This is a genomic window from Blautia sp. 1001283B150304_161114_C9 (assembly GCF_015668165.1).
In the GTDB taxonomy this organism is placed as follows: domain Bacteria; phylum Bacillota; class Clostridia; order Lachnospirales; family Lachnospiraceae; genus Blautia_A; species Blautia_A wexlerae.
The window spans coordinates 62,089-85,648 of sequence record NZ_JADPGO010000009.1 but is presented as its reverse complement, the minus strand read 5'-3'; the positions used below and the strand labels follow the sequence as shown (position 1 = coordinate 85,648).

Here is a 23,560-nt window from a genome sequence, read left to right as displayed (position 1 = left end):
CTCCCCTCTAAATAAGTCCGGCCCTTATAAAGCCATCGATCAGTCTCTGTGGTGTCAGAGGATTTTCATTAAAGGCTACACCTGTTGCATGAAGTACTGCATTACGGATTGCCGGTGCACCCGGAATTGCCGGCGGTTCACCCAGTGCTTTGTTTCCGAAAGGTCCAATCGGATCATCAAGTTCCACAAAATCCGCCTTGATATCAGGAGTATCCATCATTGTCATCAGTTTATAGTCCAGCAGGGTTCCGTTCAGTGGTCTTCCTGTTTTCTCATCCAGAATGAGTTGCTCCGACAGACCGTATCCCATTCCCATAGACATACCGCCCTGTACCTGCATTTCAGCCAGTTTCGGATTAATAAGCTTACCGCTGTCATGCACATTAATGATATGAAGGATTTTGATCTTGCCAAGCTTTATATCGACTTCCACTTCAGCAAAGCAGCATCCTGTGGCAATCGTATTTTTCTTTACCTGCTCGGAAACCTCTGCTGTAATAACAGAAGAATTGCCAAGACTGTAATAACTCTCCAATGCAAGATTTCCAAGAGATATTGCCGGATCCTTTCCTGCCATGATCCATCCATGATCAAGCCTCAGTTTCCTTGTCTCTTCAGGCAGCAGCTCTTTTGCATAAGCCAGAATTTTTTCCTTCAGAAGATTTGCGCAGTCTTTAACAACTGTTCCTGTTACAAACGACTGTCTGGATGCATAGGCACCGGTATCAAATGGTGTTACATCAGTATCCTGGACCGTCTGGATATGAATATCACTGATATCCATATTTAAAACCTCAGCCGTCATCTGGGAAAATACCGTATCAGCGCCCTGACCGATTTCAGTAGCTCCCAGCATCAGTCCAACACTTCCGTCCTGATTCAGAGTCATTCTTGCACCTGCAATTTCCAGTGAAATCGGCCATACACCTGTCTTATAGGAGAAAAGTGACATTCCGACGCCTCTGCGGATATTACCTGTCTGGTTTGTATATTCTTTTCGTTTTTCTTCCCAGTGGATATAATCTGCACCTTTTTCCAGACATTCAAAAATCCCGTTGGTGTTTGCTGCGATCGGCTTCAGGTAAGCATCCTCATAATATCCTTTGATAAGATTTTTCTTTCTGAACTCCAGAGGATCCATCCCGATCTCTTTTGCAATATCATCCATAAAGCACTCAATTGCAAAACATACCTGCGGGATCCCGTATCCACGCATCGCTCCGCCTACCGGTGTATTCGTATAGACAGTATATGCCTCTCCTTTGATATTCGGACATGCATACTGCAGCCTCCAGGCAGTCAGGCCATTGGCTGCTATGGCGTGTCCATGGGAGGCATATGCTCCCTGATTGGAAATAGCCAGCATATCCTTTGCCAGAAGATGCCCCTCACTGTCAACACCTGCCGTCAGATCATACTCAATAGAATGACGGGTTCTGGTGTTGCAGAAAGTTTCCTCTCTGGTTATATCGAGTTTGACCGGTCTGCCGCCAACCTGCGTGGTAAGAAACGCATTTAACGGTTCATACAGCACATCCTGCTTATTTCCGAATCCTCCACCTATGTATGGCTTAATGACTCTGATCTTTCCCCATGGGATTCCAAGAGCCTGCCCGATCACACGCCGGACAATATGCGGAATCTGAGTGGAAGTCACAACTATGATCCTGCCATTTTCCATGTATGCACAGGAAATCGGATTCTCAATGTGGCAGTGCTGCACGATCGGGGTTTTATAACTGCGTTTTATAACTGTTTCGGATTCCTTCAGCCCTTCTTCCACATTTCCGATAAAGTAATTGGAACGGACAAGTACATTGTCTTTCTTGTCGAGATGGATTGGCGGTTTGCTTCCATACATGGATTTACGCGGATGGATTTCTACCGGATATTCTTCATATTCAACTGCAATCAGGCGCAATGCCCTCTGGGCTGTGATTTCATCTTCTGCCACTACAGCAGCAATATCATCTCCGTAATAACGGACTCTTCCGGTAAGGATATTGCGGTCTGCAACATCCTGATGAGCCAGCTCCACAGACCAGGGATGTCCCGGCGTAGGATAACAATGATTCGGTACGTCTTTAAAAGTAACCACTTTTACTACGCCGTCCAGAGCCTCTGCTTTACTGGTATCGATTGATTTTACGATACCGTTTCCGATCTTTGCGTGATAGATTTTTGCCACCAGACAGTTGGCAGGAACCAGGTCATCAGTAAATTTTGCACGTCCTGTAACTTTGTCATAGGCATCTACTCTTGGAACACTCTTTCCAATCATGTTTTCACCTTCTCTGTATTTATTTTTGGTTATTATATAGAAGGAGCCGGACACACCCCAAGGTATCTGTCTGTTCCCCTCAGGACTTATGTCCGGCTCCGAACCATGCTACTTTCCTTCACCTTTTTTCTGACATCAGGCGAATTTACTTTTTATTTGCATAATTGTTATCTGTTTTCTGATTTGAGTATAGCATATTTGGATATGAAATTGCAATCTTTTATTCAATTTTTACGTATTATTTTCCTATTAACGAAGTTGTCTGATTGGGTTACTGTTCACTGAGAATATCCTTTGTAATGTATTACTAAGAACAAAGTGAACAGTAACCTGATTTACTTAACGTATTTCTGTCAATATTCCATGCAGGTCATGGATAACGTGTCTTGGGCATTTCACTGCGCACATACCACAGCTCAGACATATGGATTCCTCGATCACTGCACAGTTGTCTTTTACTTTTATCGCACCGGCTGTGCAGGTCTTCTCGCAGATTCCGCAGCCGATACAGCTGACGTTACATTGCTTCTTTGCTTCTGCACCTTTTTTCTTATTGGAACATTTTACCACAATGTAGTTTGCACACTCATGGACATGGATCACTTTCTGTGGGCAGACTTTTGCGCAGGCACCACAGCCAATGCATTTCTCCTCATCCACTTCCGCCACACCATACTCATTGATGGAAATGGCTCCGAATTTACATTTATCTATACAGGCTTTACATCCGATACATCCATCTGCACAGCCGGCCTCACCTTCGGCTGATCTGCATCCCCCATTACATGCAACTACAGCCGCGCGATATGGAAATTTCTTCTTTACTGCCATATTCAGCACTTCCTTTCATATGGTGTTCCGGTCAGAGGAAGACTATACTGTCTTTCACCATTCCATCTGAAATATGCATCTGCAATTGCAGGTGCAGTTGGGATAGAGGTGATCTCACCGATTCCAATGGCACCGCAGGCTACATTCAGTCCCGGTTTGTCAACAACGATGGCATCGATTTTCGGAATCTCATGAGAGCGGAACAGACCAAGCGATCCATACTTGTCAATTGGTTTACAGTTCTCATCGATTGGATAATGCTCTCTCAGTGCAAAACCTATGGACATCACTACGCCGCCCTCTATCTGACCTTCACAGGACAGTGGATTGACTGCCTTGCCCACATCATGTGCAGCAACCATTTCCTCAATCTTACCTGTTTTCTTATCCAGGATACACACCTGCGTCGCATAGCCGTAAGCTACATGGGAAACAGGATTCGGCACATTGGCGCCAAGAGGATCTGTCTTTGCAAGATATTCCCCGTAATAAATTTTACCGATCACTTCATCAATGGTCTTACCTGCATTGCGGTCCTCCATAACCTTATCGCAGGCTCTGCGGCAGGCTTCTCCTGTTACCAGAGTCTGTCTGGAACCGGAAGTTGTTCCTGAATCCGGAGCAAACCAGGTATTACTTCTCTCATATACAATATCTTCATGCTTCAGATCTGTATTGGTGACTACCATCTGTGTCAGGACTGTGCCAAGTCCCTGGCCGATACAGGAAGCACCTGAATAGATATGCAGTTTTTTATCTTCCTCAAATACAAGTTTCACGCGGCCTGTATCCGGGATACCGACACCGACACCGGCATTCTTCATGGCGCAGCCGATTCCCACCGGTTTTCCTTCTTCCAGGGCAGCATCATATTTTTCCTTCACAGCTTCCAGTGTCTCCACAAGACCTGTGGAATTATCTACGATCTGACCATTCGGAAGCGTCTCACCGGGACGGATCGCATTGCGGTAACGGATTTCCCATGGAGTGATACCTACTTTGTCTGCCATCATATTCAGCAGGGTTTCTGTTGCAAAACAGGTCTGGGTTACACCAAACCCGCGAAACGCTCCGGCAGGCGGATTGTTGGTATAATAAGCAGTTCCTTCAATCTCGAAATTCTCATAATGATAGGGACCTGCCGCATGAGTACATGCACGTTCCAGCACAGGACCGCCAAGTGAGGCAAATGCACCTGTATCTGATACTACTTTCGCTTTTACCCCCATGATATTGCCGTTCTCATCGCAGCCCATGGTCATATCCATATAAAACGGATGACGCTTCGGATGAACCAGCAGGGATTCTGCTCTGGCCAGTTTCATCTTCACCGGTTTCTTGGTAGCATAAGTGAGCAGCGCAGCCAGATGCTGTACTGTCATATCTTCCTTTCCGCCGAATCCGCCGCCTACAAGTGCATTCTGTACCTTTACTCTGTCCGTTCCAAGTAACAGGGAACACTCATGTAATGTCTGGTGTGCAGACTGATCTGTGGAATATACGAAAATATCTCCGTCCTCATCATACAAAGCCACTGCGCACTCAGGCTCAAGAAATGCATGTTCTGTCCATGGGGTTTCAAAATGATGACTGATCACATATTTGGAATTACGGATTGCTTCATCTGCATTTCCTCTGCTGATATGTTTATGTGCACAGATATTATTTTCTTCTTCATCAAATACCTTCGGTGCATCCTCTGCCGCTGCTTCCTCAATTGTACGAATATGAGGCAGCACTTCATATTTTACTTTGATCAGTTTCTTAGCTTTCTCAGCTGTTTCTCTGTCTTTTGCAGCAATAACGGCAATGGCATCTCCAAGATAATGTGTCAGACCCCCTACAGGTATCAGTGAATACTGATCATGTTTCAGATGTCCGATCTTATTCTCTCCCGGAATGTCCTCTGCTGTTAATACCGCTTCTACCCCGGAAAGTGCCTTTGCTGCTGCTGTATCGATCTCAAGTACACGTGCACGTGGATATTTACTTCTGAGTGCCACCCCATACAGCATTCCGTCAAAGTAAAAATCATCCGGATATTTGCCGGTTCCCAGTACTTTCTCCTCCACATCCACTCTGGATACTCTGTGTCCTATATTCCAGTCCGGATCCAGATCATCCGGGATCACACCCGTCTTTAAAACCTTCGCAGCCAGCCTTACTGCGTCCATAATTTTTACATAGCCCGTGCAGCGGCAATAATTATTGCGCAGTGCATATTTAATCTCATCATCTGTGGGCTCTTTGTTCACGTCCAGAAGAGCCTTTGTACACATTACCATACCCGGAATACAGAATCCACACTGAACAGCACCTGCTTTTCCATAAGCGTAGGTATAGACTTCCCTCTCCCATTCAGTCAGTCCTTCTACTGTGATCACTGTTCTGCCATCCAGTAAATCTGTGTCCGGCACACATGCCTTGCATGTTTTTCCGTCAATTATAACTGTACAGGCTCCGCAGGCTCCTTCACTGCAGCCGTCCTTCACTGAAGTCAGATGAAGTTCATCCCTCAAAAAGCGCAGCAGTTTCTGATTTCCGGTCGGTTCGACCTTTTGTCCATTGACTGTAAATACTGCCATATCGGACTCTCCTTTCTTTTTCGCACGTCTGCCAATTAGGGCAGTCAGCCAGAGTTTACCTCTTTCTGTTTTTTATCTGCCTGTGATACCGCATGAATTTATTACAAAAATAACATGCGGCCGCGATTCAGCCTGATATGCAACACTGTCCACAGCCTTTTTCTGCTGTGGACAGCGTTAAATATTTCTTTATAAGTTATCTGATATTACAAATTTAAAATTATTTTACAGCTCTAGGATCATCATTTCATGATCAGATAGCTGTAATCATCAATCACTGCACAGATCAGTCTGCGAAGACCTTCGTACAACTTATCATTTGCATCATCTGCCTTGCAGTCGGAAATCTGACCAAGGAGACGAACCTTGCACTCTTTTGTCTCCGGATTGATCACTGCAAATCCATCATTTGTGCTGTCTGCCATATCTGCCTCAGAAGCAAATAATGTGAATTTATCCTTGTACGGTGCACTTGCATATGGACAGAAGCTCTTGCAGTTACCGCATTCGTTACACATGTAATCCACATGGATCACCTGATTCATTGCCATTCCCGGAACTTTGATGGAGATGTTTGCTCTGTTTGGACATACATCTACACAATTCTCACAGACTTTATTACAGGTCAGGCAGCGCTCACTTTCGTTCGCAGCATCCTTGCTTTCTTTGAGTATTGCTTTTTTGGAGTAACAGTCTTTTTCTGTTCCCGGTACAGGCTGTCCTTTTACAATATCATGTCCAAGGATTGCTTTTGCAGCAACCTGTGCGTCGCGGATCGCTTCTACGATCGTAGCAGCTCCCCTTGCACCGTCACCGACAACGTAAACGCCTTCTGCACTTGTCTCCATTGTCTTATCATTAATGCGGGCTTTTCCACGCTCATTGACCGCAATACCATTTGCTTCATAGAACTCAGTCGGAACTTTCTCGCCAACTGCAACGATCACTGTATCAGCCGGAACTTCTTCTGTTTCGCCTGTTTCTGTTACACCTGCACGTCCGGAAGCATCCATGCTGCCAAGTTCCATCTTCTTGCAGAGCAGTTTGCCGTTTTCCAGAGATACAGGAGAAAGAAGTTCTTTGAACTCTACGCCCTCTTCCAGTACTTCCAGTAACTCATCTTCTGCTGCAGGCATATAGCGTTTGGTTCTTCTGTATACCAGGTAAACATGTTCTACACCTTCTGTACGTTTCGCAGCTCTTGCAGTATCCATGGCAGTGTTACCGCCACCGATCACAACTACGTTTTTACCCAGCGCAACCTTACCGTCAGTTGCTTTGAAATCTCTTAAGAACTTCAGAGCGTTGATGGTTTCACCCTTTTCAAGCTTCAGAGTACCCGGTTTATTTGCACCTGTTGCAACGATCACTGCGTCATAACCCTGTGCTTTTAATTCCTGTACAGATTTCACTTCTGTACCTGTTTTAATCTCCACACCCATCTTCTGGATGAAGGAAATATCTTTATCGATTGCATCATCAGAGATACGGAATCCCGGGATCACATAACGGATCACGCCGCCGGCTTTCTCTTCTTTCTCAAATACTGTTACAGAAGCGCCTGCTCTTGCAAGGAAGTATGCAGAAGCAATACCTGCAGGACCTGCACCTACAACAGCTACTTTCTTACCGTCTGCTGTGCCTGCTTTGATCTCACCAATCACTGTATCATATCCGTTCTGTGCTGCGATGAGCTTAGTGTTGCGGATATTTACAGGTTCTTCATAGAAGTTACGTGTACATTTGTACATACAGTTGTGCGCACAGAGAGTACCTGTGATAAATGGAAGTGCATTCTTCTCAAGGATAACTCTTAATGCCTGTGCATAATCGCCTTCTCCTGCCAGCTTCACATAGGTTGTGATATCCTGGTGGATCGGACATCCCTCTTCACATGGAGCAAAGAAACAGTCAAGAAGCGGAACCTCTGAATCTGTTTTTCTCTTAGGAAGTGGTTTGATGCTCTTTACATGGTGAGCGTCTTTTTTCGAATCCTCGGCCAACTGCTCAAGTGCAGCTACATCAATGCCTTTCCATTCTTTCACACCGCCAGCCATTACTTTCTCTGCCATCTGGGTAAATCTCTGATATCCGCCCGGTTTCAGAAGTGTAGTTGCCACTGTTACAGGCCATACACCACATCCGACGATACGGTCGATATTATAGTAATCAGCACCGCCTGAATAAGCGATGCGGAGTTTTCCGTCAAATTCCCGGGAAAGTCTGGCAGCAAGAGAAATAGATAACGGGAAAAGAGATTTTCCAGACATATACATTTCTTCGCTTGGAAGTTCATTTCTTGTAACATCTACAGGGAATGTATTGGTGATCTTCACACCAAACGCAAGGTTCAGCTCATCTGCAAGTGCCTGCAGTCTCTTAAACATCGGGATCGCATCTTCGTACTGTAAGTCATCTTTGAAATGGAAATCACCGAATACCATATAATCATATCCCATGTCATCCATGGTCTTTCTGGCAAATTCATATCCCAGAAGAGTCGGGTTACATTTGATAAATGTATTCAGATGTTTCTCTTTAAACAGATGATTTGCAATACTCTCAATCTCATTTGGAGGACATCCATGGAGAGTAGAGATTGTTGCGGAATTACAGATATCAGACGGAATCGCCTCAATATCCTCTTTTGTAACTTTTTCAAATTTATCTACATTGTCCAATAACCACTGTTTACATTCTTTAAAGATTTCAGTATCTTTTGCTTCCATCATACTGTCAATGAAAGTATTAACCTTTGGCTCTTTGATCCCTGCAAGATCATATCCAACGGAAATATTGAACTGGAATCCGTCCTGTGCACCCAGATCAAATTCTTTGGCGATCACATGCAGGATAAACCATGCTTTAATATATTCTCCCATTGCCTGAGGAACATAAAGCTCTGTAGACCATTCACAGTTATATCCTTCATCATCTGCAAGGATACATGGTCTGTTGATACAGGCTGCAAGCTCTGCACCGTCCATCTTCTGAACTGTTTTCAGCTCAAAGAAACGTGCGCCTGCATAGTAAGAAGCAACAATGTTCTGTGTTAACTGTGTATGCGGTCCTGCAGCAGGTCCGATCGGTGTTTCCAGATTTCTCTCAAATATATTCAGCTTCCTGTCAGTTTCCGCTGCATAAGCTCTGTGCTGTCCGAAAACTGTTCCTTTTGTTTTCTTTTCTTCTAATACCCAGTTCATTAACTGTTCAAAGGGCATACAGGTCATGACTTCACTCATAATCCGATCCTCCATTATTTCATACGGTATGGCTTCTCTCCATCCGTTCTATATTTTGTTTACATTTATTTTTGCCAGGCAGAAAACTTATCTTCTTTACAATTCTTTACAGATTAACCATTAATATCATCTGCAAGTTCTTTTGCAGCCTGACGGCAGTCTGCCATAACTTTTGCTTCGTCACATACGAGGACTTCGCGGTCTTTCATCAGGACTTTACCGTTACATACAGTAGTCTGAACCATGCTTCCGTTTACACCGAACATCAGATGTCCGTTAATGTTGCTCTCATTCATTGGTGTCAGCGGATCATAATCGATTACGATCACATCTGCTGCCGCACCCTCTTTCAGGACACCAAGCTGTTTCTTAAAGTATCTGTTTGCAATCTTTGCATTTCCTTCAAAAAGCATCTGCGGAACTTCTCCCCAGGCTGCGTTCGGGTCGCAGAGGCTGTGTTTGTGTAAAACATTTGCAACCTTCCAGGATTCCATCATATCGTGGGTATATCCGTCTGTACCAAGACCTGTGAGGATTCCCTTCTGTACCATTCTCATGGTTGGAGGACATCCGCAGGCATTACCCATGTTAGATTCCGGGTTATGTACAACCATGGTATCTGTATCTTTGATCAGATCCATTTCATGTTCATTCACATAGATACAATGACCGAGTAAAGTCTTTGGTCCAAGGATGTTCCAGTCATGAAGGCGGTCAACAATACGTTTGCCATGCTCTTTCAGACACTGATGGAGATCATAAATGCCTTCTGCTACATGGATGTGATATCCAACACCTTCCGGTTTCAGTTCATTGCAGAGAGCCATTGTCTCATCAGAGATTGTAAAGGATGCATGCATACCCATCATTCCGGCGATCATATCACTGTCGTCTGCAAGTGCATGCTTGATAAAATTCACGTTCTCCATTACAGATTCTCTGGATTTCTCCATTCCGTCACGGTCAGAAATCTCATAGCAGAGGCAGGTACGCACACCTAAATCCTTCGCAGCTTCCTCGATCGCATTGAGGGAACCTGTAATATGGCCAAAGCTTGCATGGTGGTCAAACACTGTGGTTACACCATTCTTGATAGAATCAATGTATGTAGCATATGCAGAAAGCTTTGTCTGCTCCAGTGTCAGATGACGGTCAACTGTCCACCATAAGCCATCCAGAATATCCAGAAATCCCTGAGGATTGTATCCGTTAATGCTTAAGCCTCTTGCGAAGGAACTGTAGATATGCTCATGGGCATTAATAAATGCCGGCATGATAACCCCACCCTTCGCATCAACAAATTCAGCATCCGGATAAACTTTCTTTACCTCTTCAGTTACCCCCACCATTACTATGGTGTTACCATCCATTGCTACAGCACCATTCTCCAGGAATGGGTTGGATGCGTCCTGTGTGATCATTCTTCCATTACCAATTACCAGCATATAGTTCCTCCTTTTACTTGTTAAAAACTACCAATTCGCTACTGCTTTTTACCTTTTGTTTAGGAATTATGTACTAATACTGTAACATACTTCTCCGGATAATGCAAGTAGAATTTACAAAAACTTTTTGGTTTTTCAAATTTTTTTTAGGCTTTATACTATCTCCGGTGAACAGATAAAAAAAGAACGGGGCAGTCATTGATGACAATGAACAACCTCGTTCTTTTTTTGATTTTCCTGTTTTCTGATGAAGCTGATTTTATGACAAATTTTCAGGTTTGTCAACAATTTTTGTAAGATAGGAGAGTTATCCTTCCATAATCGCAGAATTAACCCTGAGCTGTTTTCGTCCATTCTTCCAGAGATTCTCATCCAGCTCCACCTCATAGCCGCCGCCATTTCTCACATGCCACTCATAAAATGGTTTCTGTATATCTGCATACTCTTCCATGATATTCATGATCGTACCGCCATGGATGACAAGTGCCGCCTCTGCCACATGGCTGCGGATACATCCGGACACAACCCTGTCAAATCCTCTCAGGTTTCTGCTTTTAAACCCTTCCCTGCTTTCTCCTCCCGGAAAAGGCAGAGTACCGTTGCTGTCAATCCATTCCTGATAGTGCGGATTACCTTCCAGCTCTTTATAGTTCTTATTTTCAAATTCTCCGAAATCGCATTCTGCCAGTTCTTCAATAATATGTACCGGCTCTCCCGGAAAAAGAATCTCTGCTGTCTGCACGCATCGTTTCAGAGGACTTACATAAACCGCCTGAACCTTTGGATAATCCATCTTATGCAGAAACTCTGTTCCCTCCTGACATAACGGCTCATCCGTTGTGCCGATATATCTGGAAAGTTTATTCCCTTCTGTTTTTCCATGTCTGATCAGCCATAATTTAATCATCTTTGATCACCGTTCCAATCCCGCAGATCACGCGCGTCACCTTATGACTGTATGCTGCCAGCTTCGTACATACACGCCCTACAGCCTCTCTGTATTTTCTGTCAAAAGCATCCACAGGTACAACCCCGTACCCTACTTCCTGAGAGACAAGGACAATATCCGGATTCTTACAGATGATTTTTTCCGCAAGATCTGACACATCCTTTCCATTCTCCAGTTCACTGCGGATATACTGCTGAAAACCAATCACACCCTGAGCATTCATCAGTTCCTCCTCTGTGACAGAACCGCCGTCACTCCACCTTAACTGTGGATACTGTTTCCTGGCATATTCAGTCTTTCCCTGATATGCACCGCCAATTATCATTTCCATACTCTTCTCCTCAAAAATTAGAAAACACCGCCAGGATCAATGCCATCCCAACTTCACAGATACAAAGAAAGAATCCCGAAATATCCCCGGTTGTCCCGCCAAAGTACTTCATCGCAATATGATGATAATACCAGAAAATCAGCAAAGCTCCCACAAAAGCCAGACTTCCCCATACAGGCCGGATCAAGATCATTCCCGCAGCCAGAAGCACCAGATAGACGATCAGCACATTTCTCGAAAGCACATCTGAAGAATTTCTGGAAAACTCAGCAACTGTACCGTCTGCTTTTGCTTTCGGAAAGGTAATAACTCCGATCCCTGACAGACATCTGGAAACCATAAAGCCAAGGCTCAGAATTCCGATCGCCCTCATATTCTCTGCACTGTTAAACAACTGGCTGTAAGCGCCGTACCAGGCAATGAAATATACCGCCGCAGTAATAACGGCAAAAGCACCTGCATGGGAATCCTTAAGAATCTCCAGCCTTCTGCTTCTCTCCTGCCAGGAACTCAGGGCATCCGAAGTATCCAAAAGACCATCCACATGGATCCCGCCTGTCACAAATACAGGTACCAGCACCAGCACTGCTGTCACGAATCCCGGCTGATACCCAAACCGAAGTCCCAGATACGCCACCAGCATAGTCAGCCCGCCGATCACAGTTCCGATAAACGGAAAAAAACAGAACATATACTTCATATTTTCCTTTGTCCAGTCAGCGCGGGGCATGGGAATCTTAGAAAACATGGCAAATGCCACCTTAAAATTATTCCATAAAGATTTCATTGATCAATTCCTCTTTTTCATAGTATGTCAATCCTGTCAAATGTATTATTTGCAAAGATTGCTGCAGGTATCTGTGGATTTGTGAAAGACTGGTATCCCATATACAACTTCCACCACTTCATCAGCTCTCTGTGCAGCAGTCTGATTGATTTTTCCCAGATATTCCAGATAAGAATCCATATCTCCGTCAAACACAACCGCATCTGAAAAAATCTCATTTGTCACGATCACCACATGAGCAGCCTGTTCCAGCAGATTCTCAATCCCTTTTGTAACTTCCGAAACTGTCCGGTCATGGGCTCCCTGCTCTTCAAACATTTCATTTGCCACCAGATTCGACATACATTCCAGAAGCACCACACATCCGGCAGGCAGTTTCACATTTTTGAGCCCTGTATAGCACTCAACTGTCTCGAAACCTTTTCCTGCACGCATCTTTTGGTGTCTCTCGATCCTTTTATGGCTCTCTTCATCAAAAGGGTGCATGGTCGCTATATAAATCCTCTGTGCATCCCCGAAAGAAAGCACCCTGTCTTCCGCAAAAGCGGATTTTCCGCTCCCGCTTCCCCCTGTCACAAGCGTCAGCATTATTTCAGCTCCTCATACTGTTCCACGTGGATATCGTTAAAAGTACTCATAGAATGATAAACCGCTGCTGCCAGATCAAGGATTGGGAATAAAGCTACTGCTCCGGTTCCCTCGCCCAGACACATATCCGCATGAATGATTGCCTCTTTCCCCATATTCTCAAGGATCAGATGGGCAGCAGGCTCTTTTGATACATGGGATGCAAGAATATAATCCCTCGCAGCCGGGCAGATACGCATGGCGATCAGCGCAGAAACACAGGAAATAAATCCGTCCATGACTACAGGAATACCATAAACCGCACCTCCCAGAAAGACACCTGCCATTCCAGCGATATCAAGACCGCCTACCTTTGCCAGAACATCAATGGCATCCTCAGGATCCGGTTCATTTAATGCAATGGCTTTTTTGATCGCATTAATCTTGCGCACAAGTCCCTCGCTGGTCAGACCTGCGCCGCGCCCTGTCATCTCTTCCACCGGTTGTTTCAGCAACACAGAAGCAACTGCACTGCTGGTGGTTGTATTTCCGATTCCCATTTCCCCTGTTGCCAGAATCCGGTAGCCCTTATCATTCAGTTCCCTTACCATGTCAATGCCTGCTTCAAGCCCCTTTACAGCCTGTTCTCTTGTCATGGCAGGACCCTTGGTCATATTCTGTGTACCATAGGCAATTTTATGGTCTGTGCGGACTTTTGTGTCCGTCACCATCCCCATATCCACCGGAAAAATCTCCGCATGGTTCTGCTTACACATCACACCGACAGATGTGTCATATTTCAGAAAATTCTCGGCAACGATGGCAGTAACTTCCTGTCCGGTCTGTGTCACACCCTCTTCTACCACGCCATTATCCGCGCACATGACGATCAGACCTCTCCTGGAAAGATTCACCTCTGCGTTTCCTGTAATTCCCGCGATCTGGATCAAAAGAGTCTCCAGTTTTCCAAGAGAATGCAGTGGTTTCGCAATACTGTCCCATCTTTTCTGTGCAATCTCCATGGCATTGTGATCTAATGGCTTAATCTTTGCAATAGCTTCTTCCAGAGTCATGAGTTTTCCCTCTCTTTTCCTTCATTATTTTGATTTCCCTGTTGTAAACACAAAAAATTTACTGAATACATAATTCAGTATCAACACAATAAACTGTGTCAGGAATTTCCCGATCATATCATTAAGCCCCATCACTGACACAAGCAGCCATACACCGCCAACCTCGATCACCATAGTGACCAGTCTGGCACTGACAAATTTGCAGAATGGCTGAACATGATCCTTCAATGTCTCGCATTTATCCTGAAAAACATACTTCGAATTTACCACATAGGCAAACAGGATCGCCAGGATGATTGAAATAATATTGGCGATATTCAGCTCCACCTTCAGCTTTCTGAGAATGAAAAAGCTGACCAGATTTACCATAGTGGTACATCCGCCAAAGAAAATATAGCGGATAACGGAACTTTCATACATTTTTCTGATCCATTGCTTCATAAAATATATCCTCTCAGTCCTGTATATTTCCATTCTTAATTACTTTTGAAATAATATATCTCGGTCTGCGCTTTACTTCTTCATAAATCTTGGAAATATAATATCCAATGATCCCAAGACTGATCATCATGGCACTTCCCACCAGAAGCAGCACCATCAGCAGGGTGGTATAACCTTCCACTGCAGAACCTGTAAAATACTGCACAAGCGAATAGACCATAAGTACCAGCGAACAGATAAAACATATCGCTCCTGTGATCGTAACAAACTGCAGCGGAAAAGTAGTAAATGCCACTATATTTGTGAACGCATATTTCACCAAAGACCACGGAGACCACTTGGAAACGCCGGCCTCTCTCTCCTGCACCTCAAATTCCACACTGGTAGTCTTATATCCCACCCAGGAAGAGGTAGCCCGAAAGAACATATTCCTCTCAGGCATAGACAGAATACTGTCCACAGCCTTCCTGTCCATCATCTTAAAATCCGAGGCATCCTTCATATTTACCTTAGTTGCCTTAGACATGATATCATAGAAAAATCCGGCACATTCTTTATGTAAAAAGCCCTCTTTTCCTCTGTCTGCCTTCACACCCTCGATCACTTCATAGCCTTCCTGCCACAGCCTGTACATCTCAATAAGCGTCTGCGGCGGATGCTGCAGGTCACAGTCCATGACAGCCACCACATCTCCACAGGCCTGCGCCAGTCCTGCAAAAATCGCTGCTTCCTTTCCGAAATTTCTGGAAAAAAGAACGCCTGTCACATTCGCATCCCTCTCTCCTGCCTTCTGAATTTCTTCCCATGTCCGGTCGACGGAACCATCGTTTACAACCACCAGCTCATAGGGAATCTTCGCTTCTGTAAGAACTTCCGCCAGCACCCGACAGGTTTTCCCAACCATCAGCTCCTCATTATATGCCGGAAGTACCACTGATAATTTACTCATGATGTCATTCCTCATTTTGTTTCATTCATTTACAACAGACCAATTTCTCATTCACTGTCTGTTATTCCTATAAATATTTTCTATAATGTCAGGGGCAAAAGGTATTTTGCTCCTAAGCACTTTACAGCTCCTGCAATTCTTATTTCTACTTTATTATACACAAATTTACAGAAATGTCCATTCCAACAATCTGCATACTCCAGTGTGTCAAACACTTCACAGGATAGTAGCACGTATATTACTGTTCTCTTCGTTCTCAGTAACGAGACTCAAATTCATTCCAGACTTTCCTGAAGCAATGGAATTTGGATTACTTTTTCTTCTTAAACACTAGCATTACATATATAACCAGCCCCAGAACAGAAAGAAGCATTCCCGCTTTCAGATAAGGTGTGCAATATGTAAGGCGTATCTCATGTGAACCAGGTTCCAGTTCCAGAGCCATAAACATGGTATTCGCCTTCTGAAGCTTCGTTTCTTTCCCGTCCACATAAGCCGTAAATCCCTTACTGTACGGAACAGACAACACAAGAGCTTTCTTTTCGGAAACACTGATATCCCCTGTAATCTCATTCGTTCCCATTTTTACATTCTCGAGAGCTTCTTCACCCAGCTTCACAGTTTTTTCCTCAATCCCCTGCACCGGCTGACTCACAACCCTTAATTTATCATAGGTATAAACACCCGTATTGGCAAAGGTGATTGTCATAGTACGAACTCCTGATCTGGAATATCCCATATTGCAGAGAAAATCATGCCGTCCACTGTAGGCATTATACTTATCCGTAAAAATCTTTATGGTCTTGGTCACATCATTGGAGCTGACTGTCATAGCCGCTTCCTTTGATTCCTTCCAGTATCGCCACCGGCTGTCCTCATCAAGAACCTTATTTTGGTCATACTCAGACATCTTCTTCCACTGACTGTTACCAATCAGTTCTCTCGGTGAAAGACTGTCATAATCCAGATTATCTGCGATCAGGTAATTCTCACTGTCCGTAAGACCATGGAACACAAGCTTCAGCTGCGCCCCTTCCTTCGTCACCCTGATTGCTCCCTTAGACAGAGCACAACCATCCCCTGTCTCCATACGATACTGGATATTCTCATTATCAGCATCAACAGATGCCTCAGGCAGTGTACTCTCCTCAAGCACCACACCGTCCATCAAAGCCTGCTGCTTTTTTACCACATCCATTTTCTCATATTCCGATTCAGGAATATAACTGTCATAAGTATAACCCAGAGGCAGTGCATTCTCATTCTCATAAGCCCTGCACTCACTTTTTCCCTTTCCTGCAGAGCCCTTCTCTTTATTATATCCATAGGAAAGATAGCGGAAATTATCACCACTTATCACAAAATATTTCACAGAAGCCAGCCTGTCCAGAATCGTCCTTCCGTCCAGGTTCTCATAATGCTGCTCCCATGGCGTATTCAGATACATTTCACTGAAAAAATCACTGATACTGCTGTTTGCAAGACTGAAATAATAAGCAGTACTGTTCGTACCCATATACATAGAAGTATTATCATAGGGCAATGCCCCATACTGGTCATAACGATAGACACTTGAATCCCCGGCAGCAAGAACCGCCTTATCCGTATTCGACTCCAGCTTATCCAGCGACTCCTCTTCGGCTGCAAACTCTGACAGATAATCCTTCTCATAAGAATACTGATAAGAAACATTCAACATAATGCTCACCACAAGCAAAGCACTGAGAAGCCCGCACATATACTTCCCCTGCAGAAAAATATTTCTAAAAGAAGTAACCGTAAACACAGCCAATACCAGAACCAGCACACCTGCCATATTTCTCTGCGTTCTGGCAGCTTTCGCAAACAGAGCCAGCACACAATACGCCACCGTCATGACAAAAATCTTCTTCTTTTCCCTCACAGTCAGAGTAAACAGCTCAGGATATGCCTTCACGAAAATATACGCGATCATCATCCCATAAGCCCAGATCCACCTGTTGGACACATAAGAGAAACCATTGAGCACATGCCCTGCAAAAGGCACCAGCAAAAACAGATTCAACAGCCCAAATCCTAATTTCAGATCCAGATACTTCTTCTTCCTGGAGAAAAGCACAAACACACCCGCCATAGCAACAGCAGAATACCCGGCAACCCCCCACTGGATCATATTCTCCCCGATCAGATCACCCAGATACTTCTCATAATAAATTTTATCATATAAAAGCGGCACATAATTCTCAGCCTGAAACCTGTCCGTACCAAAAATCGTCATGATCACCGGAAGAAAAATAACCGCCGCGATCATCAAAGCCACCGCATAATAGCCGATAAACTTCACCAGCCATCCCAGAACATCCTTCACACTTCTCTCACTGAAAATCGCAAAATACCGGAAAGCCGCATAAATAAACATAAAAATACAGATCATATAAAAGAAATAGAAATTCGACATAGCCGAAACCGCAGTCGCCCAGATAAACAGCCATGGCTTCTCCCTCTTATAAATCTTATCAATCCCCATCAGAACCAGCGGCAGATAAATCATAGGATTGGAAAAATACGGATGCTTCATAGCCGCATAAATCGTCCATCCCGCAAAAATATAGATCAACGTCCCCATAAACGTCGCCTGCTTCGGATTCTTATGATAAAAACAAAAAATACTAAACGAAATCCCCGCCAGATAAATCCTCAGAAAAATCAGAACCTCATACAAAACCTCCGTCTTATCCGCCGGCACAAACACAGACAACAAAGTCAGCGGATCCCCGATCACATAATAATGCAGAGTCGTAAGAATATCCGAACCATACCCAATATTCATATCCCACATAGGCAATTCCAGCTTATGCTCTACAAAAATCGTATGCAGAACCTCCCTCAGATATCGCCCATAATACGCCAGAGAATTCAAATGCTGCGGAATCCCATCGTGACTCCACACCAAAGACTTCCCATTCCCCGCAAACTGATAATAAATAAACCCCGCAATAACCCCAAAAACCAGCGTATATAATATATAGAAATCCCTCTTACTATCCTTACTCACAAATCTCCTCATAACCGCTCCTTTATATTCTATCATTCTAAACCGAGTTATAAAGTTCTCACTGATTATAGACAAATATCCAATACTTGTCAAATTTATGGTCAACATTATTTTATTGTTTAAAAACAACGAAAGTATTTAAATCAGCCAGCATCCAGTCAGGAAATGAAATAACTTCTGGGGCGAATTTTGAGGGTTCATTGAATTTCTTAGTATTTGGAAAGCCGCGTTATTCAGAAATCGCTCACTGTCTGAGCCGCAGGCGAGTTTGAGCTATTTCTGAATGCTTTTAGTGGCTTTTCAAATGCTTAGAAATTCAATGGTTCCGAGACTGAGCCCCAGAAGTTATTTCATTTTCTGACGTCCCTTATAAAAAGGACCGCGATACAAAAAGTACCGCGGCCCATATATCGTCTGGACACTATAAATAGCTCTATCTATTTATTTTATATTATTGTTTATCAATCGTTCAAAAACCGAAAAGATTATTCAGCACTATGAAGAGCGATCAGCTTCTGCAGATATTCAAATCTAGCCTTAGCCTCAGCCTCATTCTTAGCAAACAGTCTTGCAGCCTTCTCAGGATTCTGACGTTTCAGAGAGTTGTAACGAACCTCACCGTCAAGGAATGCCTGATAATCTTCCATGCTCGGAGCCTTGGAATCAAGAGAGAACTTGTTTCCTTCAGCTGCAGGATTGAATCTGAAGTTATGCCAGTATCCAACCTTAACTGCTAATTCTTCCTCTGTCTGAGCTTTTGCCATACCTTTCTTAATACCATGGTTGATACATGGAGCATAAGCGATGATCAGAGATGGTCCCGGATAAGCCTCAGCCTCTGCAATAGCTTTTACAGTCTGGTTGAAGTCAGCACCCATGGAAATCTGAGCAACGTATACATAGCCATAGCTCATAGCGATGGAAGCCATATCTTTCTTCTTAGTCTCTTTACCGCCTGCAGCGAACTGAGCGATAGCACCTGTAGGTGTAGACTTGGAAGACTGTCCACCTGTGTTAGAATAAACCTCTGTATCGAATACCATAACGTTGATGTCACGTCCACTAGCGAGAACATGGTCAACACCACCGAATCCGATATCGTAAGCCCATCCGTCACCACCGAAGATCCACTGGGATTTCTTAGCCAGGAAATCTTTCTGAGCAAGGATTTCTTTTGCTTTGTCACATCCGCAAGCTTCAAGAGCAGCAACAAGTTTGTCTGTAGCAGCGCCGTTTGTAGCACCTACAGCAAATGTATCCAGCCATTCCTGACCAGCTGCCTTAACGTCTTCGTTTGTTCCGTTAGCAACAACGTCTTCAACTTTTGCTTTTAAGCCATCGCGGATAGCTCTCTGAGCAAGAAGCATACCATAACCAAACTCAGCGTTATCTTCGAACAGAGAGTTGGACCATGCAGGACCCTGTCCCTTAGCGTTTACTGTGTATGGTGTAGATGGTGAGGAGTTACCCCAGATAGAAGAACATCCTGTTGCGTTTGCGATGTACATTCTGTCACCGAACAGCTGAGTGATCAGTTTAGCGTATGGTGTTTCACCACATCCTGCACAAGCTCCAGAGAACTCAAGCAGAGGCTGTTTGAACTGGCTGCCTTTAACAGTTGCTTCTTTAAATTTAGCGATAACATCTTCTTTAACCGGCAGTTTAACTGTGTAGTCAAAGTATTTCTGCTCGTCTGCGCTTGCTTCAAGGTTTTCCATAGCAAGTGCTTTCGCACCCTTCTTACCTGGGCAAACGTTTACACAAGAACCACATCCTGTACAGTCAAGTGCGGATACGGACATTGTGAATTTATATTCTTTCATACCTGTAAGGTCTAATGTCTTCATGCCTTCAGGAGCATTAGCTGCTTCTTCAGCTGTCAGAGCTACAGGACGGATAACTGCGTGCGGGCAGACATAAGCACATCTGTTACACTGGATACAGTTTTCCGGATTCCATACAGGAACGTTAACTGCGATACCACGTTTCTCATATGCAGCTGCACCTGATGGTGTAGTACCGTCTACATAATCCTTGAATGCAGATACAGGTAAGGAGTTACCTTCCTGAGCATTAACTTTAGCCTGGATATTGTTAACGAAATCAACAACGTCCTGACGTCCTTCTGTTGCATGAGTCATATGAAGACCTTCGTCCTCAGCATCTTTCCAGCTTTCCGGAACCTGGATCTCAACAACCTGTTTAGCACCGGCATCGATAGCTGCCCAGTTCTTCTGTACTACATCATCACCCTTACGTCCGTATGTTGCCTTAGCAGCAGCTTTCATAAGGTCGATTGCCTGCTCTTCCGGAATGATTCCTGTAAGTTTGAAGAATGCAGACTGAAGGATTGTGTTGATACGTGTTGGTCCCATGCCAGTTTCAATACCAATCTTAACACCGTCGATTGTGTAGAATTTGATATTGTGGTTAGCGATGAAAGCTTTTACCTGTCCTGGTAAATGTTTCTCAAGACCTTCCATATCCCATGCACAGTTAAGGAGGAATGTACCACCGTCAACAAGTTCCTGAACCATATTGTATTTGTTTACGTAGGATGGATTATGGCATGCTACGAAGTTTGCTTTGTGGATCAGGTATGTGGATTTGATCGGTTTTTTACCGAAACGTAAGTGGGACATTGTAACACCACCGGACTTCTTGGAGTCATAATCAAAGTAAGCCTGTGCGTACATGTCTGTGTTGTCACCGATGATCTTGATGGAGTTCTTGTTGGCACCTACTGTACCATCAGCTCCCAGACCCCAGAATTTACAGTTTGTTGTTCCTTCAGGAGTTGTTACGATCGGAGCACCTGTCTCAAGGGAAAGGTTAGTAACATCATCAACGATACCGATTGTGAATTTCTCTTTAGCAGTGTTCTCATAAACAGCTACGATCTGTGCAGGTGTAGTATCTTTGGAACCTAAACCATAACGTCCGGAGAATACTTTTACGCCGCCAAATTTGCTGTCTTTTAATGCTGCTACAACGTCAAGGTACAGTGGCTCGCCAAGTGCACCCGGCTCTTTAGTTCTGTCAAGAACTGTGATCTGTTTTACAGAATCCGGAATTGCATCGATGAGTGCCTGTGCACAGAATGGTCTGTAAAGACGAACTTTAACAACACCGACTTTCTTTCCTGCTGCTGCAAGATAATCGATTGTTTCTTCGATTGTATCGTTTACAGATCCCATAGCAACGATTACATGTTCTGCATCAGCAGCTCCGTAGTAGTTGAATAATTTGTAATCTGTACCGATCTTAGCGTTAACTTTATCCATGTATTCCTGTACTACTGCCGGAAGAGCATCGTAATATGGGTTACATGCTTCTCTTGCCTGGAAGAAGATATCAGGGTTCTGAGCAGAACCTCTCTGACATGGGTGATTCGGATTAAGAGCATGGTTACGGAATGCAGCGATTGCATCCATATCTGCCATATCCTTCAGATCTTCATAATCCCATGTTTCAATCTTCTGAATCTCGTGAGATGTACGGAATCCATCGAAGAAATTGATGAACGGAACTTTACCTTTGATTGCTGCAAGGTGAGCAACAGGTGTTAAGTCCATAACTTCCTGTACAGAAGATTCGCAGAGCATTGCGCATCCGGTCTGACGACAGGCCATAACGTCGGAGTGATCACCGAAGATTGAAAGTGCGTGGGAAGCAAGTGCACGTGCAGATACGTTGAATACTGCAGGTAACTGCTCACCAGCAATTTTGTAAAGGTTCGGGATCATAAGTAACAGACCCTGAGATGCTGTATATGTTGTTGTTAAAGCACCTGCTGCCAGAGATCCGTGTACAGCACCTGCTGCACCAGCCTCAGACTGCATTTCAGTTACCTGAACTTCCTGTCCGAAAATGTTCTTTCTTCCCTGGGTTGCCCATTCATCTGTTGCTTCCGCCATAACAGATGAAGGAGTGATCGGGTAAATAGCGGCTACATCTGAGTATGCATATGAAGCATGAGCAGCTGCATGGTTACCATCCATGGTTTTCATCTTTCTTGCCATAGTTTGTTTTTCCTCCTTAAAGGTTGATGAAAATTAATTATTTATTTCAAGGCATAAGTAAAATATACCTCAAATTTCATTGTAGATTATAACATAATCTTCTGCCTGTGTCCAATTTGTTTTGACATATTTTGTATCTTATAAGGTACAAAGCAGGGATTTTCTGTTATTTCAGTAGCAAATATGTGCATTTTTCAAGTTGCTTATAACTAACATTATGCAGATATGCTAAATTTCGGACAAATCAGGCAGATAGAATCATCCGCTTCGCTGCGCAGCTCTGCACCGGACAACTGCTCTGCAGTTTATTCAGTATATCAGTAAAAAAAGGAGGCGCTACGCCTCCTCCATGATCTGCTGTATTGTTTTTCTCTTAAGGAGACTTATCAGTTCATCCTGTACAGATAACAATTCTCTATGTACCAGACATGGCAATCCATCCTGTCCGTCTCTGACACAGTTATATTTCGGATCCAGACATTCGATGATAAACATATCCGGATCAATCGCCGAATAAACCTCATATAAAGTCAACTCATCCAGTCCCCTGTTCAGAGAATAACCACCATGTACGCCTCTGTATCCCTTCACGATCTCTGCCTTCTGAAGTTTCTTCAGGATCTTATAGGCAAAAGGAGCTGTGATCGCTTCTTTCTCACAGATATCGGATACGCTCAGTCTGCTCTCTCCCCAAAGCGCACGTACCACTCGAACTGCATAATCGCACTCTCTTGTAATAAACATAGTCTTTGCAACCTCTCTAAAATTAATTATCCTTTACTGTCCACATCGCTGTTCTGCATAAAACAATGGAAACAGTAATCGTTATTTCTGTCATATCAATGCCTCATATTTCTGTCCGTCAAGAGGCTATATTTATTCTATATTATAACAGTGCTTCTTTTTTTTGTAAATAAAAGAACCCAAAAAAGCAAAAAACAGTTGCAAATTTCCCAATTTACGGTACAATGATAAACGGTTGTAACTTATATAATAGGAAATAATGTAACTGTTTCCTGCGAA

15 protein-coding genes are annotated in these 23,560 nt (G+C 43.9%); all 15 read right to left on the bottom strand.

Annotation, left to right across the window (positions count from 1 at the left end; translation table 11 throughout):
- Positions 1-7: 7 nt before the first annotated feature.
- On the bottom strand, positions 8-2,281 hold the full coding sequence (xdhA, locus tag I4V44_RS06750) for a xanthine dehydrogenase subunit XdhA (RefSeq protein WP_118586655.1): 2,274 nt from the start codon (positions 2,279-2,281) through the stop codon (positions 8-10).
- Between the two features lie 339 nt (positions 2,282-2,620).
- Positions 2,621-3,112 (bottom strand): 4Fe-4S binding protein, encoded by a 492-nt coding sequence (locus I4V44_RS06745; RefSeq protein WP_022380733.1) that lies wholly within the window; start codon positions 3,110-3,112, stop codon positions 2,621-2,623.
- 2 nt (positions 3,113-3,114) lie between these two features.
- Positions 3,115-5,697 carry a selenium-dependent xanthine dehydrogenase gene (gene xdh, locus I4V44_RS06740; RefSeq protein ID WP_118586658.1) on the bottom strand — a complete coding sequence of 861 codons (2,583 nt, stop codon included), beginning with the start codon at positions 5,695-5,697 and terminating at the stop codon, positions 3,115-3,117.
- 242 nt (positions 5,698-5,939) lie between these two features.
- Positions 5,940-8,939 (bottom strand): putative selenate reductase subunit YgfK, encoded by a 3,000-nt coding sequence (ygfK, locus tag I4V44_RS06735; protein WP_118586661.1) that lies wholly within the window; start codon positions 8,937-8,939, stop codon positions 5,940-5,942.
- Positions 8,940-9,052: 113 nt separating this feature from the next.
- Positions 9,053-10,384, bottom strand: a complete 1,332-nt coding sequence (gene ssnA, locus I4V44_RS06730) for a putative aminohydrolase SsnA (RefSeq protein ID WP_008703281.1) — start codon at positions 10,382-10,384, stop codon at positions 9,053-9,055.
- Positions 10,385-10,691: 307 nt separating this feature from the next.
- Positions 10,692-11,291 (bottom strand): histidine phosphatase family protein, encoded by a 600-nt coding sequence (locus I4V44_RS06725; protein ID WP_022381051.1) that lies wholly within the window; start codon positions 11,289-11,291, stop codon positions 10,692-10,694.
- Positions 11,284-11,664 carry a bifunctional adenosylcobinamide kinase/adenosylcobinamide-phosphate guanylyltransferase gene (locus I4V44_RS06720; RefSeq protein WP_025578679.1) on the bottom strand — a complete coding sequence of 127 codons (381 nt, stop codon included), beginning with the start codon at positions 11,662-11,664 and terminating at the stop codon, positions 11,284-11,286. Before I4V44_RS06720 ends, I4V44_RS06725 begins: the two co-directional genes overlap by 8 nt.
- A gap of 10 nt (positions 11,665-11,674) precedes the next feature.
- Positions 11,675-12,451, bottom strand: coding sequence for an adenosylcobinamide-GDP ribazoletransferase (locus tag I4V44_RS06715; protein WP_118574851.1), 777 nt, complete (start codon positions 12,449-12,451; stop codon positions 11,675-11,677).
- A 45-nt stretch (positions 12,452-12,496) separates the two neighbouring features.
- The gene (locus I4V44_RS06710) at positions 12,497-13,039 is read right to left on the bottom strand and encodes a bifunctional adenosylcobinamide kinase/adenosylcobinamide-phosphate guanylyltransferase (protein ID WP_118341912.1); all 543 of its coding nucleotides are present in this window, start codon (positions 13,037-13,039) and stop codon (positions 12,497-12,499) included.
- Positions 13,039-14,091: a nicotinate-nucleotide--dimethylbenzimidazole phosphoribosyltransferase gene (cobT, locus tag I4V44_RS06705; protein WP_196002519.1), complete on the bottom strand. Its 1,053-nt coding sequence runs from the start codon at positions 14,089-14,091 to the stop codon at positions 13,039-13,041. Before cobT ends, I4V44_RS06710 begins: the two co-directional genes overlap by 1 nt.
- 24 nt (positions 14,092-14,115) lie before the next feature.
- Positions 14,116-14,532, bottom strand: coding sequence for a GtrA family protein (locus I4V44_RS06700; RefSeq protein WP_008703288.1), 417 nt, complete (start codon positions 14,530-14,532; stop codon positions 14,116-14,118).
- A 13-nt stretch (positions 14,533-14,545) separates the two neighbouring features.
- Entirely contained in the window at positions 14,546-15,481 is a 936-nt protein-coding gene (locus I4V44_RS06695; protein ID WP_120062084.1) for a glycosyltransferase family 2 protein, read from the bottom strand.
- A 310-nt stretch (positions 15,482-15,791) separates the two neighbouring features.
- Entirely contained in the window at positions 15,792-18,515 is a 2,724-nt protein-coding gene (locus tag I4V44_RS06690) for a YfhO family protein (RefSeq protein ID WP_271724889.1), read from the bottom strand.
- A gap of 485 nt (positions 18,516-19,000) precedes the next feature.
- Positions 19,001-22,537 carry a pyruvate:ferredoxin (flavodoxin) oxidoreductase gene (gene nifJ / locus I4V44_RS06685; protein ID WP_196002517.1) on the bottom strand — a complete coding sequence of 1,179 codons (3,537 nt, stop codon included), beginning with the start codon at positions 22,535-22,537 and terminating at the stop codon, positions 19,001-19,003.
- Between the two features lie 336 nt (positions 22,538-22,873).
- Complete coding sequence (locus I4V44_RS06680) at positions 22,874-23,281, bottom strand: RrF2 family transcriptional regulator (RefSeq protein ID WP_008703296.1); 408 nt, start codon at positions 23,279-23,281, stop codon at positions 22,874-22,876.
- Between the last annotated feature and the right edge of the window lie 279 nt (positions 23,282-23,560).

Excerpts from the sequence above, each read along its gene's own strand:
- nifJ (WP_196002517.1), bottom strand. The coding sequence starts at position 22,537 with ATGGCAAGAAAGATGAAAACCATGGATGGTAACCATGCAGCTGCTCAT.
- xdh (WP_118586658.1), bottom strand. The coding sequence starts at position 5,697 with ATGGCAGTATTTACAGTCAATGGACAAAAGGTCGAACCGACCGGAAAT.
- I4V44_RS06745 (WP_022380733.1), bottom strand. The coding sequence starts at position 3,112 with ATGGCAGTAAAGAAGAAATTTCCATATCGCGCGGCTGTAGTTGCATGT.
- ssnA (WP_008703281.1), bottom strand. The coding sequence starts at position 10,384 with ATGCTGGTAATTGGTAATGGAAGAATGATCACACAGGACGCATCCAAC.
- ygfK (WP_118586661.1), bottom strand. The coding sequence starts at position 8,939 with ATGAGTGAAGTCATGACCTGTATGCCCTTTGAACAGTTAATGAACTGG.
- I4V44_RS06715 (WP_118574851.1), bottom strand. The coding sequence starts at position 12,451 with ATGAAATCTTTATGGAATAATTTTAAGGTGGCATTTGCCATGTTTTCT.
- xdhA (WP_118586655.1), bottom strand. The coding sequence starts at position 2,281 with ATGATTGGAAAGAGTGTTCCAAGAGTAGATGCCTATGACAAAGTTACA.
- I4V44_RS06725 (WP_022381051.1), bottom strand. The coding sequence starts at position 11,291 with ATGATTAAATTATGGCTGATCAGACATGGAAAAACAGAAGGGAATAAA.
- I4V44_RS06700 (WP_008703288.1), bottom strand. The coding sequence starts at position 14,532 with ATGAAGCAATGGATCAGAAAAATGTATGAAAGTTCCGTTATCCGCTAT.
- I4V44_RS06710 (WP_118341912.1), bottom strand. The coding sequence starts at position 13,039 with ATGCTGACGCTTGTGACAGGGGGAAGCGGGAGCGGAAAATCCGCTTTT.
- I4V44_RS06680 (WP_008703296.1), bottom strand. The coding sequence starts at position 23,281 with ATGTTTATTACAAGAGAGTGCGATTATGCAGTTCGAGTGGTACGTGCG.
- I4V44_RS06720 (WP_025578679.1), bottom strand. The coding sequence starts at position 11,664 with ATGGAAATGATAATTGGCGGTGCATATCAGGGAAAGACTGAATATGCC.
- I4V44_RS06695 (WP_120062084.1), bottom strand. The coding sequence starts at position 15,481 with ATGAGTAAATTATCAGTGGTACTTCCGGCATATAATGAGGAGCTGATG.
- cobT (WP_196002519.1), bottom strand. The coding sequence starts at position 14,091 with ATGACTCTGGAAGAAGCTATTGCAAAGATTAAGCCATTAGATCACAAT.